15 protein-coding genes and 1 pseudogene are annotated in these 14,760 nt (G+C 36.8%); 6 read left to right on the forward strand and 10 right to left on the reverse strand.

Annotated elements, in window-relative coordinates:
* Positions 1-31 precede the first annotated feature (31 nt).
* The gene (locus P3J6_RS13445) at positions 32-484 is read right to left on the reverse strand and encodes a DoxX family protein (protein WP_010390297.1); all 453 of its coding nucleotides are present in this window, start codon (positions 482-484) and stop codon (positions 32-34) included.
* Positions 485-608: 124 nt separating this feature from the next.
* Between P3J6_RS13445 and P3J6_RS13450 the strand changes: the two genes are divergently transcribed.
* Positions 609-1,502: a LysR substrate-binding domain-containing protein gene (locus tag P3J6_RS13450; protein ID WP_138607418.1), complete on the forward strand. Its 894-nt coding sequence runs from the start codon at positions 609-611 to the stop codon at positions 1,500-1,502.
* Positions 1,503-1,569: 67 nt separating this feature from the next.
* Here the strand turns inward: P3J6_RS13450 and P3J6_RS13455 are convergent, their stop codons facing one another.
* The 3 genes from P3J6_RS13455 to P3J6_RS13465 all read right to left on the reverse strand — a co-directional run bounded on the left by P3J6_RS13455 (position 1,570) and on the right by P3J6_RS13465 (position 4,440).
* Positions 1,570-1,980, reverse strand: coding sequence for a hypothetical protein (locus tag P3J6_RS13455; RefSeq protein ID WP_010390302.1), 411 nt, complete (start codon positions 1,978-1,980; stop codon positions 1,570-1,572).
* Between the two features lie 138 nt (positions 1,981-2,118).
* On the reverse strand, positions 2,119-2,964 hold the full coding sequence (locus tag P3J6_RS13460; RefSeq protein ID WP_178956195.1) for an HDOD domain-containing protein: 846 nt from the start codon (positions 2,962-2,964) through the stop codon (positions 2,119-2,121).
* Between the two features lie 177 nt (positions 2,965-3,141).
* The gene (locus P3J6_RS13465) at positions 3,142-4,440 is read right to left on the reverse strand and encodes a porin (RefSeq protein WP_198523290.1); all 1,299 of its coding nucleotides are present in this window, start codon (positions 4,438-4,440) and stop codon (positions 3,142-3,144) included.
* Between the two features lie 343 nt (positions 4,441-4,783).
* Here P3J6_RS13465 and P3J6_RS13470 point away from each other — a divergent pair, with 343 nt between their 5' ends.
* Entirely contained in the window at positions 4,784-5,029 is a 246-nt protein-coding gene (locus P3J6_RS13470) for a hypothetical protein (RefSeq protein WP_198523291.1), read from the forward strand.
* Positions 5,030-5,104: 75 nt separating this feature from the next.
* On the opposite strand, the gene P3J6_RS13475 is transcribed toward P3J6_RS13470, so the two are convergent.
* Both P3J6_RS13475 and P3J6_RS13480 read right to left on the reverse strand, forming a co-directional pair.
* Positions 5,105-6,448: an SPFH domain-containing protein gene (locus tag P3J6_RS13475; RefSeq protein ID WP_138607424.1), complete on the reverse strand. Its 1,344-nt coding sequence runs from the start codon at positions 6,446-6,448 to the stop codon at positions 5,105-5,107.
* On the reverse strand, positions 6,441-6,779 hold the full coding sequence (locus P3J6_RS13480) for a methanolan biosynthesis protein EpsI (protein ID WP_198523292.1): 339 nt from the start codon (positions 6,777-6,779) through the stop codon (positions 6,441-6,443). The genes P3J6_RS13475 and P3J6_RS13480 overlap by 8 nt, the downstream gene beginning before the upstream one ends.
* Before the next feature lie 488 nt (positions 6,780-7,267).
* On the opposite strand from P3J6_RS13480, the gene P3J6_RS13485 reads away from it, so the two are divergent.
* Positions 7,268-9,400: a pre-peptidase C-terminal domain-containing protein gene (locus P3J6_RS13485; RefSeq protein ID WP_198523293.1), complete on the forward strand. Its 2,133-nt coding sequence runs from the start codon at positions 7,268-7,270 to the stop codon at positions 9,398-9,400.
* 171 nt (positions 9,401-9,571) lie between these two features.
* Here P3J6_RS13485 and P3J6_RS13490 read toward each other — a convergent pair whose 3' ends face one another.
* A complete protein-coding gene (locus P3J6_RS13490; protein ID WP_198523294.1) occupies positions 9,572-10,384 on the reverse strand; it encodes an alpha/beta fold hydrolase in 813 nt (270 codons plus the stop codon).
* Between the two features lie 267 nt (positions 10,385-10,651).
* On the opposite strand from P3J6_RS13490, the gene P3J6_RS13495 reads away from it, so the two are divergent.
* Complete coding sequence (locus P3J6_RS13495) at positions 10,652-10,951, forward strand: S24 family peptidase (protein WP_269812672.1); 300 nt, start codon at positions 10,652-10,654, stop codon at positions 10,949-10,951.
* Between the two features lie 28 nt (positions 10,952-10,979).
* A complete protein-coding gene (locus P3J6_RS13500; RefSeq protein WP_198523296.1) occupies positions 10,980-12,110 on the forward strand; it encodes a putative phage abortive infection protein in 1,131 nt (376 codons plus the stop codon).
* A gap of 33 nt (positions 12,111-12,143) precedes the next feature.
* Here the strand turns inward: P3J6_RS13500 and P3J6_RS13505 are convergent, their stop codons facing one another.
* Entirely contained in the window at positions 12,144-12,368 is a 225-nt protein-coding gene (locus tag P3J6_RS13505) for a hypothetical protein (protein WP_198523297.1), read from the reverse strand.
* A 122-nt stretch (positions 12,369-12,490) separates the two neighbouring features.
* Here P3J6_RS13505 and P3J6_RS13510 point away from each other — a divergent pair.
* Positions 12,491-12,685 (forward strand): annotated as a pseudogene (locus P3J6_RS13510) (LexA family protein); the annotation flags it as partial.
* Positions 12,686-12,920: 235 nt separating this feature from the next.
* Here P3J6_RS13510 and P3J6_RS13515 read toward each other — a convergent pair.
* Both P3J6_RS13515 and P3J6_RS13520 read right to left on the reverse strand, forming a co-directional pair.
* Entirely contained in the window at positions 12,921-13,370 is a 450-nt protein-coding gene (locus tag P3J6_RS13515; RefSeq protein ID WP_198523298.1) for a hypothetical protein, read from the reverse strand.
* Between the two features lie 224 nt (positions 13,371-13,594).
* A complete protein-coding gene (locus P3J6_RS13520) occupies positions 13,595-14,662 on the reverse strand; it encodes a hypothetical protein (RefSeq protein ID WP_198523299.1) in 1,068 nt (355 codons plus the stop codon).
* Positions 14,663-14,760 lie beyond the last annotated feature (98 nt).

Here is a 14,760-nt window from a genome sequence, read left to right on the forward strand (position 1 = left end):
AGCTTAAAGTTCAATCACTTATGTGATCAGCTTATTGATTTAATTTGTTATGAATTTTTCCATCAAGGGATAGCTTTCCAGCTCCTTGGATCAGTAAAGCTAGGGTAATGGCTAACAGCGATAACGCAAATTCATAACCGTTATTGCTCATAAATAAACCGTTATCTATGTGTGTGGTAAAAATAGCAACTACCATAGTGATAGCCAGTACAAAACTCGCAGGACGCACCAGCAAACCAACGATGAGTAGTAACCCACCAAAAAATTCAGCGCCACCGGCCATTAATGCCATTAAATAGCCCGGTGCTAAGCCAATCGACTCCATCCATTGCCCTGTGCCTTCCAAGCCATAGCCACCAAACCACGCAAACAGTTTTTGTGCCCCATGAGCGCTAAACACTAATCCTGCAATAAGCCTTAATGGTAGTGTTGCAAAAGACTGTTCAGTTTTTGTGATGGCAGCTGTAATATTTTTAATCGTCATAGTTTTAACCTGTATATTTCCAATTGAGTATGCAGCTATTGTATAAGTTGAATTAAAATTAAATAACTCCTATTATTTGCTCTATATGTTCAAATATTTTGAACAGTTAATATTGGGTATCATTATGAATACACCCCCTATAAGCATAGAAGCTTTACTGGTACTGGACGCCATTGAGCATCGTGGCAGTTACGCAGCCGCTGCAGAGCAACTTAATAAAGTACCCTCAGCCTTGTCGTATATTGTTAATAAACTTGAAGAGCAATTAAATGTAACCTTGTTTCAGCGCCAAGGTCGGAGAGCGGTTTTGACCCCCGCAGGTAAACATTTACTAAGCGAGGGGCGTAAAGTACTCAATGCTATAAATAATTTATCGGAGCAAACACAAACCATAGCTAATGGCTGGGAGCCACGGATACGTATTGCCTATGACTCTATTTTTGACATAAGTGACGTATTCAAAAATCTACAGCTATTTTTAAATGAGCATAAAAATATCGAGATAGACATTAAAGAAGAAGTACTCAATGGCACTTGGGAGGCTTTAATTGAGGATGACGTTGACTTAGTGATTGGCGCACCGGCGCCTGTACCTAATCAAAAGGGGATCAGAGCGGTAAAAATAGCCGATATTCAAAATGTATTAGTGGTTCACCCTAGCCACCCGTTAGCACAAGTAAAAAGCCCCGTTAAACCCAGCGAACTTGGTCAATACACCACGGTTATAGTGCATGATTCAGCAAAACAAAGTATTCCGTGGTCAGCTAACTTAATCGAAGGTAATCAACGTTTTTATGTAAGTTCTGTAAGCCAAAAAATGACCGCTATTTTATCCGCTATTGGCATTGGTTATTTACCTGAGAACCTTATTGCTGAGTATGTTAAAGCTAACAAACTGCATGTTGTGGAGCTTACCGAACCACGTCCACCTCAAGACTTATACCTTGCATGGAAAATAACTAACAAAGGTAAAGGGCTAAAACAGTTGACCCAAATTATGCTAAATAATCCTAACTAGTGTTTAACCCTAAAAACGCAAAAGCCCATGCTAAAACAGCATGGGCTTTTTGAATCGGTAATAGATATTACAGTGCGAGGTCTTGCTTAGCGCGCGTTAAGTTGTGCGACACTAACTCGTTACCAGACATTTGTTGTGCTTCGTAAAAGTCTGATAATGCAGCTGTTTCATTTTTAGCCATTAAACGTCCTACACCACGGTTACTTAAAGCAAATGACGTAAGCTCACGTACTTTAAAGCGAGGGCCAGTGCTTTGCTGTAATAAAGTAATTGCTTTTGAGCAAATTTCTTCAGCTTGGCTGTAATTTTTTGATTTTACATTTAATGCACAATCGTTAAATGCAACTTCGAATTCTTGAGGAGCTGTTTTAGCTTCTTCAATAACCATTAACTTGTAATCACTTTGATCAGCCATTACAGCAGCTGAGCAAGTTAATAAAGAGCCAAGAGCGATGGTTTTGATAAGTGAGCGTTTCATGATTAATTTCCTATTTGGTTAGTCGTGCTTGTTGCCGACAACTAAACTTTAGAGTGTTTACTTAATCCCGACAAACGATTAAAAACAAACCAATAAGTGAAAAAAACTAACCTATAGACTTTAAGCTGCTAAAAACGTCTAACAGTTCAAAAAATCAATCACCTCTTCTTGCACATCAATATAATCGTCTTCTGACATATTTAATGTTGCTAAAACTTGTTTTTCTATGTCATCCCAATCTTTAGTGGTGTCACCGCGTAAAACACTATTAACCAAATTTTCAGACATTTTCAAAACGCTGTAACACAATTGTTGATTACTTCCAGTTATATCACTTAGCATACTCAAATCGTGATGACGTAAAATAAGCTGGCAAATATCTACAGGTAAATGCCAGCTGGTCGCTAAATAGTAACCCACAGTGGCATGATTAGTTCCATATAAACGCTCTTCTATATCTATTAAGCTTTCTTTATGGGTATTATTTGAAGTATGTAAAGCACTCACGTAATTATCGAATTTAATTGCCATCGGCACAATGCCACAATCATGAAATAAACCCAGCGTATACAAGTACTCAACGGGAACATTGTTTTTTATACGTTGCCCAATAATCATATTTACATCAGCAATTTCTGATGCGGTATCCCAAAAACGCTCCAAACTAATGCAACATTCTTTTTGGGCGAACATTTGCTTTAGCTTTAAGCTAGGTACTAAAGCTTCAATGCCATTCCACCCTAAAAACATAATAGCCTGTTTAATATTTGACACACTACGAACTAAGCCATAAGCAGGTGAATTAACTATCTTTAGAATAGCTGATGCAATAGCAACATCTTTAGCGATGATTTCTGCGGCGTCTGAGAGCGAGGGCTCCTGTGCAGATGCTAATATTTCAAGATCATTTAAGATTTGTGGTTTTGGTGGGATAACAAAGTTTTTGTTTACATCAGATAACACCTGCTCATTAACTACAATCATCGATGTCTAGCCTCCAGCTAAGCTATATGGATTATTTATTTTATTCCATTTGAACTTTTATACTAGAAGTTGATTAAAGATTTATCAATTTGTAGGTGCTAAATAGGTAGAGCAAAAATATTTTTTTAAACAACATAAGCACACGCCAATGTCTAGGCGTGTGCTTTGAATATTGATTTAGAAGTAATAGCCAATATTAATGTTGAAGCGACGCTCAGTTTCGCTGCTATCGCCCGCTAATGAACCACCAACAAATGGCATATTTTTACCATGAACTAAGTCAAAGTAAGTAAATAAACCACCAGCAGCTACCGAGAAACCGGTTACGTTCATCCACGTATCTCTGCTGTTGTCTGATTTGTCGTAAATTGCACTATAGTCGTTGTAAAACTGTAAGTTTGTTACCGCGCCCCATTGTACCGGTACACTGTATGCTACGTTTGCACTCGACATTGTTGCCTCTGCCGCCATGCTGTCGTAAAACGAGTAAGCGCCCACAGCAATACGGTTTACGTTATCAATATCGTAGTTATATTCACCGTGTTGAAGTTGTAAGTTCCAAGGGCCCATATTACTGTTTAAATGTAATGCCCACGCGTTGTAGTCACCTGCGCGGTCAACACCGTCATGCAAGCCACCAGCAAGTGCCGACACACCTATTTCAGTTTTACCACCTTCATGTTCTAGGTGGTAGCCGTAACGGCCTGAGAACGTATTATACTCGCCTATAGCATTAGTTGGCTCGGCATAAACACCATCTCCCGCTTCTCTAAAGCCAACAATGTCGTAAGAATAGCGATCGCTGCGGTTATCTACATAACCATCAACACCACCTAATTCATCATTTTTGAAAAAGCCCAAATCAAGCTGCCAGTTATCAGCAATCTTACGCTTAAATAACACCCCTAAATCGTGGTCGTCTTCAAGGCCAACATAATAGTTAGTGCTGAAAAAGTAGTTATGTGAGTTGTATGGCCAGTTACCAAAAGGAACCTTGGTAATACCTGCTTGAACTTGCCAATCATCAGCAAAATCGTAAGCTGCATAAGCGTATTTAACAGCGGTCATATAATCAAAAAAGCGAATTTCAGCGTTTAACTTTACATCACCAACGTCGCCTGAGAAATTTAAGCGAAAAATATCAAAGTCAAAATCGCCGCCGCGATTTTTATTATCGTCATCATACGAAGTATGGCTGTAGTTGGTTCGAACAGCACCGCCAATTTTAATTCCCTGAGGCTTGTGTTCATGTTTAGCTACTTTAACTTCAGCTATATCTTCTTTCTCTTCAATGGTGCGCTCGATTGATTTTTCACTTTTTTGCTCTGCTTTTGCAAGTTGCTTTTGCAGCATTTCCACTTGTTTTTGTAAGCTGCTTAATTGCTGCTTAACTTTATCAAGATCTGTATCTGCATGTGCCTGATGTGAAAAAACAACCATAGCCACTGCCAGTGCTAAAGGTTTCATAGGTGTCATAATTTGTCCTTGCTTGCCTTGTTGATATTATTAACTCGAACTTGGTCAGCGTGAGCTAAGTACCTGCTTGATTTTACATGTTGTTTTACAATGATAACGTATTTTTACAACTCTTCAATTACACTTTATGATTTTGCGCAACACACCAGCAACACACAAACTACTTTTAAGCAGGATAAGTATGACAATTGCTCATCACTTTTATAAATGAAAGCAGTAGCTTGCAAAATTAAAGCTTAAAAAAGCAGAGTCATCACGCACCTATTTTAATGTGTTATTATTTGAAAAATCATATTTAAATCAGCCAGTTTACTGCTGCACATATAAATTAAGGCTCTGAAAAATGAAAAATAACGATACCTTTAACACGATTGCTACGTTAATTTTTAAGCATCTTTATAATAACTTTCCAACTCCAAGCCAGTTAGATCCTGAACAATTAATTAGCAATGCCTCAGATCATCAAGGTGAGCAAATAAAAGGAACAATCGCGTTTCTTCTTCATGAAGAATATATATTTTCGACGCCAAGCGCCGCTTTTTTGCTAACCGAAAAAGGCTTTAGCCACGCTTTGTGCCCTAAATTTTAAACTCACCGTTTAAAAGCGATACCACAAAAAAAGCCCTAGCAATTAAAGCTAGGGCTTTTTAATGATTTTTAATGTTTATTTTTTCTCTTTTTCTAAACGCTTTTTAAGACTTAATGCCGCATCTGCAGCCAACAAACGCATAAATTCAGAGCCGTTGTTTTGTTCGCCTTGACCCGCACCTATAACAATTTCAGGCACTAAGCGGCTGTTACCTAGGCTATTAAATAAAGCAGTTTGAATTTTAACTTCCGCTTTAAGTGTTTCATCAAAAACATATTTAGGATCAAGTGCTGCTGACTTTGCGCGTAAACGTGCTTCAGCTAATACATCCATGCCTAATGCCTCTAAGCGTTGCTGTTTTAAGATTTCTTCTTGCTCTTTTGCAAGCTCAGCCTTTACTGCAACACGCTGTTGTGCAGAAATAATTGCATTGGCTTTTATTCGCTCTGCATCAATTTGCTCTTTAATTTTTAGCTTTTCAGACTCAGCTCTTTGCTTTGCAATCGCTTGTTCGCCTAATGCCACTTCAGTACGTGCTTGTTGCTCTGCCTTTTTAAGGTTTTGTCTTGCAAGGGCTTCATCCGCTGCAGCTTGCTTTTGCGCCTCTAAGCGCGCATTTACCTTATTTTCGTAATCAATATCAATAATACTCGCATCAACCACCGTTATACCGTAAGAGCCTAAAATAGGTGCATTACGCAGCGGCTTTCCTTCAGCATCTTTCTTTATATTAATCGTAACGCGTTGTTGCTTACTTAAATTGCTTAAATCGTCAGACTTGTCACGCTCGCCAGTACTAATAATTTGCTCAGTAACAAAAATGCCATTAGTCAGTTGATCAGAAAAATCTTGGCTTAATTGACCATTACCACCTGAATAATGTTGCTCAACCGACATCATACGTGCAGACGCTTTTACATTTTCTGTAGTGGCACGCATTAAAAGGTTAGAGATGAGAGTTTCTTGGGAACCAAATTCTTCATGAATTTTTAATAATCCACGTAAAGCACCCGACTCACTTGCAGGTACATTACCTGGTAATCTAAAACGTGATACTCCTCTGGCGCCACCTGTCGTGGTATCTAAGAATCGAATAGGAATGAGTGGTACAATGGCACTGGCTGTTGCACTACTATCGCCGGTAAAGTTAATCGAGATAACTTTTTTATAGGCTGATGTGGTGCCAAATGCTTTTAAGTAAGGACCAGCTTGGTTTATTACTGTTAAATTACCAGTAAAAGCTGATTGGTGAACAAGCCGTTCATCGGCTTCATTCCATGAAATAACCTGCGATGTTAATGTTGCAATCACTGCTAACACCACAACAACTGACGTTAATAAAATTACATTACGACGGCCAAAACGTGCCATAAATGATGTATTTTTTGCCTCTGCGACGGCTTGTTGCTCGCTATCCATTTTTAGTACTCTCCATGTTTAATTTCTTTTTAACAAAATAAGTAATTTCTTGTTCGCTTAAGTGCGCACAAAAGCTACCCGATCGATGCAAATCTATAAATGTTGCAAGGATCTCTTGCTTGCCTTTAATTGTTTTTTCCTGTTTTTCTTGGGTTTGGTTTTTCTCGCTAAGTTGAGCAATAAGATCATCAATGATGGTGTCTTTATCAAATAACACATTATATTCTTTTGACTTTCTTACTCGGCTCTTACGTACATTGCTGTAAATCACATAAAGCGCCACACACAAAATAATAACAAGCGTACTTAACCCAATAATATAAAAAATCATAACGTCTGCTTATATTAATTGAATAATTAACCCTAACAACAAATGTAACGGTTAAATCACAAATGTTAAGCCGATAATTTTACAGAATAACGCCTCAAATAACAGAATTAATACTTGGCTCTTGTATATTTTTGTAAAAATTAAAATAGAAAAGTTTAATATCAGAAGCCTTAATATCTACAATGTTACTTTTAATGAGTGTGGGTGACAGCCGCTTAGAGTCAACGGTAAACATCTTCTGTTCAAACTTTCATATTGAATATTAAGCCATTTATCCTTTTTAAAATAAGCTGATTTCAAAGTGAAAAATGCAATAGTTTCCGAGTAAAGTTAAAAATATTTAAATTTTTTCTGGCGAAGATCAAAATGCGGCCTACCCTTAGTATGTAAATTAGGTACTGATTATTTGCTCAAAATTAAATCATATGGGCATGCAGTTGATCATTTACGTTACATCAAACCACTTATTAGTGAAAAAGGATATAAAGATGAAAAAATGTAAATACGCAGCATTGCTCGCTACAGCTATCTATGCACAATACAGTTTTGCTGCAATCGATGAACTCACTATTTTACAACACACTCAAGAAGCAAAAAAAACCACAATTGCCAAACACGCTAATACCCATGTAAATCTTTCTAGGCAATTTACAATCGAAACAACACAAGGTCCTGTAATTACTCAAACTGTATCGCACCCTAATGCTGATTACATAAAGCTACATTTTAGCCAAGTAAATCTAAATGGTGACGCAAAGTTAGTCGTTAGAAGCGAAGACAACTCAGAGCGATATGAATATAGTAGTAATAATATGGACGCTGCAACAATCGATAGCTTAAACGGAGATGATGGTGTGCATTCATTTTCTTCTATGTCGGTTTCAAATGACAGCGTTATCATTGAATATTATCCTGATCCAAAAAACAGTAAGCAGCAACACCAGTTTGGTGTTATTGATAGCTATTTTTACGGCACTGAAAGTGCCAATATAAATATCAATGAACAAAATAAACCTGCCCCTTTGTCTACCTGCGGTATTAATGAGCGCAAAGATGTGCAGTGTTGGGCTAATTCCAACCCAACAGAGTTTGACCGCAGCCGCCCGGTAGCACGCTTAGTAATTGGTGGCCGCAGCTTATGTACCGGTTGGCGCGTTGGCAGCGATAATAAATTATTTACCAATAACCACTGTATTGAAACTGCATCTGAGCTTGCTTCTACAGAAGTGTGGTTTAACTACCAAAATAAAAGTTGTAATGGGACAACCAGAGAAACCATTGTAAAAGTAACGGGTAAAGAGTTTTTTAAAACTGACTACACGCTAGATTACACCCTATTTAGTGTTAATGACTTTGCCAATATTGAACAGTTTGGTTACTTAGGGCTTGATGTGCGAAACGCACAGCAAAGTGAACGTATTTATATTCCGCAACATGGTTCAGGTAATCCTAAGGAGCTGTCGATTGAATCTGATCAAGACACCAATGGTTTGTGCCAAGTTAATGCCCCCTCAACGAATGGGCGTGGAAGTAATACTGATATTGGATACTATTGTGACACTATAGGCGGCTCTTCCGGTTCTCCTGTTGTTGCAGCATCAAGTAACCGTGTTATTGCACTTCATCATTTAGGCGGATGCTACAATAAAGGCGCCAAAATAAGTAAGATTTGGCCGCAAGTGGCAACTTACTTTAATAACACAGTGCCTGTTGGCGATAACGACGGTACTACACCACTGCCACCTACCGCACGTTTTGAATACAACTGTGAGCAATTACAATGTAATTTTGATGCAACAAGCTCCAGCTCAGCAGGTACTATCAATAGCTATAGTTGGAACTTTGGCGATAATCAAACCGATACAGGTGCAACTGTAGTGCATAATTTTGTATCTGAGGGTGATTACGACGTCTCTGTTACTGTGCAAGATAGTAACAATAATACAAACACGCTAACCCAAACGATTAGTGTTTCAAATGGCTCACCAACAGAAGTTGAATTAACTAAAGGGCAAGCATTAACAGGCCAAAGTGCAGCATTAAATCAAGAGACTATTTACTATATTGATGTACCTGCAAATAGCACTAACATCTCAATCGACATAACGGGTGGTTCAGGTGATGCAGACCTCTATGTTAAAAAGAGTACAGTGCCGAGCACAAATAATTACGACTGCCGCCCATTTAGAAATGGTAACACTGAAAGCTGTAATATAAGTCAAGGAGAAGGTCGTTTTTACATTATGCTTAAAGCGTATAACAGCTATCAAAACGTAACAATCCTGGCTAATTATGAAAATAGCGCACCACCTACAGATAATGATACTCGCGTATTAACATCTCGTGCTTATGGATTTCCAGATTTTTGGCAGCGCTATAGTTATGTAGTACCTGCAGGCGCAACCACTGTAAACATAAAAACATTGGGTGGCGAGGGAAATACTAACCTCTATGTTCGAGCGGATGCAGCGGTAACAAAAACACAATATGATTGCTTATCGAACAACAAAGACAACAATGAAAGTTGTATCTTAGAGGTGAGTTCAGGCCAGACATTACAAATCGGACTGTTAGGTGTCACTAATTACGATTGGGTTAAGCTTGTTGCAACTGCAAAATAAATAATATCATTCCCCTAAACAAAGCACTGTAGTGAACCTGCAGTGCTTTTTATTTGGTTTTAATTTACTCTTTCAATGCAGGCGTAATAAACATCACAATAAATAAAAAATACCACCTATTACAGAAAGAACTCATAGTTAGTCGTAATTAAAAAACATAATCCGATCTCACTATTGAGTGCGTGATAATAGCTTCAAAACTTGTTTAACTACCATTTCTGGCTCATCATTTTGTGGATAGTGGTAACTTTTACGCGTTAGCACTATCTCACCTTGAGGAAAAGCATTAGCCCAGTTTGAATGCAGTTCTCCCCACATTTCACGCCCTTTTTCAGTAAAAAATAACACCGATGGATTTTCATATTTTTTAACTGAGGCAATAACCGTCACGGGAATATCTGCTATTTGTGGGTAATCGGGCAAAGGCCGCTTCGACCAAAAGTCTAAATACTGATTCGACATGCCGTTTTTCATATCATCACGTTTTATAGCGGCAATTTCTTTTTCAGCGCACGGTAAATCAATCTTACGCATAATATCAACATCATGCTCTGAGGCGGGTTCAATTAACATTAACGCTTTAATGTTATCGGGGTAACTTGCTGCAAATACCCTTGCGATATAAGCACCATAAGAATGCGCCACATAAACTACTGGTTCATCAATTTTTAGCGCTTTGAGTAATAATAAAGCCTCAGTAGCATACTGCTCTGAGCTATAGTTTTTCTTTATTTGCGCTGAGCCGCCATTGCCAATTCGAGAATAGCGAATTACTTTTGCATACTTAGTAAGCGAGTTATAAATGGGATCCCAATCACTCAGCCCTGCAGAGCCACCCGCCTCGAGTAAAATAGTGTGTTTGCCACTACCCGCCATTTCATATTCAATATCAAAGCCATTTACTTTAACTTTAGCAAGCTCAGCAAACACAGCGGTTGAGGTGATTAATACCCAAAATAAAATCGTTTTTATTATTAGTTTCATATTGTTGAAAGAAATGGAGTGTTGGCTTAAGTTATAACATTAAGCACTATGTTTATAAATAACTTCTCTATCACATACTCTTTAAAATAAATAATCAGCCTTAAATCATGTTTTGACTAATAGATTCCCTATTCAAACCTATAAACCTCTGTGACCCTATGCCATAATCTAAATAATTCATAAATTTAGTAACTTGGCGGTGTGCTTACAGCTTTTTTCTACCAAGGCATTATTTGATAAATTAAAGCCTATGATGCAGAGCGTTTTATGTGCCCTGTTAATTGCAGTGATCTTACGTTTGTATCAAAAGTTCAATGCATTAGCATGGAGCCAAAGTTTGATGAGGGAGATTTAATTTTTGTAGACCCTGAAGCCGCATGCATTCACAGTTCGTATGTTGTAGCCCGCCTAGACGACGACAACCAAGCCACGTTTAAACAGCTAATTATTGAAAACGGCCACAAATTCCTAAAAGCCGCAAACCCCAACTGGCCAGAGCAATTAATACCGATTAATGGTAATTGTACGTTGGTTGGAAAAGTAATATTTACAGGTAAGTCGCTTTAAACAACACAGAAAAATTAAAGGATTAAATATGAATCGGGGTGAGAAAAAGGAGCCTAAAAACTCTAAAGAGTTAACTAACTCAAATAATACAGAAAAAAATAACTCCCAAAAGAGATTTACGATAAACATTTTCATAGTAGTGGGTATTGCTGCTTTAGCGGCGATATCTGCTTTAGGTATTTTTATCTTTTACTTTAAGTTGGGCTTTGCAACTAAAATTAGTGACTGGGGTGCAGTTGGTGACTTTTTTGGTGGTGTACTTAACCCCACGTTCGCCCTACTCAGCTTAATTTTAATTGCTTATACGTTAATGCAAAATAAAAAGGCACTAGAGCAAAGTGAAAAGGCCATAGATCAAGGCACCAAAGCAATAGAACAAAACGAAAAAGCACTTCAAGTGAGTAATATAGAGTTAGAACTGACTCGTAACGAACTCGCTAACTCATCAAAAGCACTAGAAGAACAAGCCAGTTTATTGGCGGTGCAAAGCTTTGAAACTACGTTTTTTAATATGCTGGAATTACATATTAAAAACCTTAACAGAATTAAGCTTTCGACATCTGAAATTAATCAAACAATATGTGATAAATTTGAGCTCGGTTTAACTCTGAATAAAACAGAATATTTTGAAGGGGTTACGGCTATAAAGTTATTAATTCAAATTATCGATAACCCACCAGTAGATAGTCTGAAAAATAAAAATGCACAAATAGCACAAAGTTTATCGACTTTTTCACATATTTATCCTAAAAATGGACATTTAATATCAACTTACTTTATTCATCTGTACCAAATACTAAAACTGATTGACAACACTCAGTTTAGTTACCAATACAAAAAGAACTACAGCAATATTTTAAGGTCGCAATTCACAAACCAAGAGCTTTCTTTACTTATACTCAATTGTTTATGCCCTATTATGGATAATGGTAAATTGAGAAAATTAGTTATTGAATTTGAAGTTTTAGAACACTTAGATATTTGCTACCTTGAAGAACAAAATCGGTTTAGGGCTAATAATCCTAAAATTGATTTTACAATTGATAACATTGAAAGGTTTATAAAATTTGATGAGAACAGCAAGCTCGTAAAGTCTGCGTTCGGTAAAAATAGAAAAATGCATGAGTATTTTGAAAGGAAGCACTTCCTAAGAGATTAAAATTAGAGCCCGCACTTTGCGGGCTTTAATGTTTTAAGCAAAATCACAAATATTTAATGCATCAAAAATTTCCTGTAAAAGCCCTCGACTAACTTCATTTTTATTAATAATTTGAGCAAGTTTGAACGGTGGTATACCAATTACTCCTAAAAACTCCCATTGATGTTTCACTTCTTCTGGAGTTATTGGATTATTATCAATATAACTTTGATCAAAAATTTTTCGGATTGCTTTTCTGGCTCTTTGACTATTGTTCATAGAATTTACTCTGACATTAAAAGATACATTTTGGCACTTATCTTTATTGCAGTTAAGTATAGCTACTGTTTTTATATACAGTTAAGACTATAATCAACTTAGTTGAAGCTTTGATAAAAAACATGCTTATTCAAAATGTATTAATTGGTCCTGAAATAAAAAAGTTAAACAAAACAATCGATGTTAATTTTTTAAGTGATTCAACATTTGTAGGCCGCGCTAGCGGTAGAAGTATGGAAGGCTTTGGGATATTTGATGGCGATGTGCTCATAATAGATAGAGCAAAAACAGTTAGAAACTACTATATAATTGTAGCCTGCTAAAAAATTAAATGAATCGACACCTATATAAAGTATTTTTTGCTGAAAATCATAAATATAAGAATAAATTGTTAACGCTATAAATATTATAGAAAAAATTATTTTCATAGGAGCAAGCTCTAATTAATATGTTTATATTATGTAGAGCTTAGTACATAAAAATGAAGGGTATATTGAATGTCAGCAAATTGTCATAACAGATAGTGACGACACTAGTCGCTTGTTTGGTATGTTACGTCGAAAGAATTTTGTTTTTAAACCTTTTCATCTGATATGTGTCTTTTTTAGTATGTTTCCAATAATTATCCATAGCTCTTTCAATGATCTCAGCAGCAAAAAAATCAACGCTAAAAGTGAGACTTTCAGTATCATTATAGTGTTTAGCTTTATTTTTATAAAAATTAAGCATATTCGCTATACCTTTTTTTGCTTTTTTAACTTCTAAGGTAGAGCTATCATTTGAAATACCATTAAGCTGCAAGCAAATTTCGATTAACTCAGAAAGAGAATTTGACTCATCTTTTTTGTTGAGAATTTTACCTAATATTTCTTCAGCAGCACCCGCTAACGTCAGAGAGGAAATAAAATCTTTTTCATCTAAAAACAATTGTATTGAACGATCTAATTGACGTTCAGCAATATCCAGGTTTGTTAAAGTTTCAGTGATAATTTCAAGCTTCATTAATATACCTAACAAGGCAGTAGAATAACTCTAGCAGCCAAAATCAATTAAAAAACGAGATCCTGCAATTGATTCTAAGCTTTTTCAGAGCATTAGGTAATGCATTTGGACCCCATAAAACGGGCTATTTTTCTTAAAAAGAATAATTCTACAGCCTCAACGCTACCAATAAGCGGTGAGCAGAGCGAGTCCGGCGACCAACTGGAGCGTACTTAATTGGTTTGTTATGTTCCGCTGTGCTCAATACCTGTTAACGCTTCATATTTACGAATCAACTCCTCTCTGTATGCAGGAGCCCAATCCGGCGAATCATAAACTCGGTCAAAGTGCTCATTTGGTTTAGATGTTATTTTCTCTAAATAGCGAACAATATCTTCAGGCAGGAAGCCCTGAAAGCAATCCAAGCAACTAGTCTGCTGTACTTTGATAGATTTCCTAAGTACTGCGTTGAACACCTTATCTCCACTTGCGAACATACCCTCTTGCTCGGGAACACGCTCAGTCCACATTCTAAAGTAGCGATTCAAATTATAAAGGTCCCATGTCATGTTAAACGCACTTCGCTGTTTAGTTAATGGATCGTCTAAAACCTTATATTTCATCATCCGCTTCATGGGGTTGCCACTAAAATATATAGCAGCAAACGTGATTCCTACAAGGGATAGCCTAAACTCAGCAATCATCCACTCGACCACTTTAGTTAGCTTATCTAACTTGCTAAGGCTAGGCAGCTGAGCAACGTAAATTACATATACAACGATAAGATATAGCGAGTCCCACTCACAAAGCCTACGATATTTGGTAAGATTTTGCTTTATAACGTTAGGGTTTATAGCATAAGACTCTGCTGGGATAATCGTATTAATATCCCCCGAAGCAAATTCAACCATTGAGGAGTTGTTGATGTTATTTATACGGTGAAATAACTCTAAGTCAGAAACAACTTCATCCAGAATCTCATCATCTTTTCTGTAGTTTACTTTTTCATATACTGCATAAGTTGGGTCTAACTCAATTTCAGTAAACTGGCAGAAAACAACAAGCGCTATCGCATCACGAAACTCTTGCTTGGGGTTGCTTTTCTTAAAAGCGTTAAGAATAAACTGGTAGATATTTAAGTCTAGATAAATGGTATACGTAACGCCATTTTCTTGTTTATTGTATAGATAGTTGGAGAAGTTATAGATTTCCGAATCAGCAACATTATCAAAATTGTGAACAAGCCAACCTCTCTCTATTAGCCTTTCAACAAAGTCATCCAAATAACTTGGGTAGGTATATAAAGCTTCCATTCTCATACATCCATTAAGGAACATAACGAAACTGTAGAATTTCTATTTTAGAAAAAACAGCCTCAGAATTTATTAAAATTTAGCCTCAAATTGCGTTG

Source organism: Pseudoalteromonas sp. 3J6 (assembly GCF_903995135.1).
Taxonomy (GTDB): Bacteria; Pseudomonadota; Gammaproteobacteria; order Enterobacterales; family Alteromonadaceae; genus Pseudoalteromonas.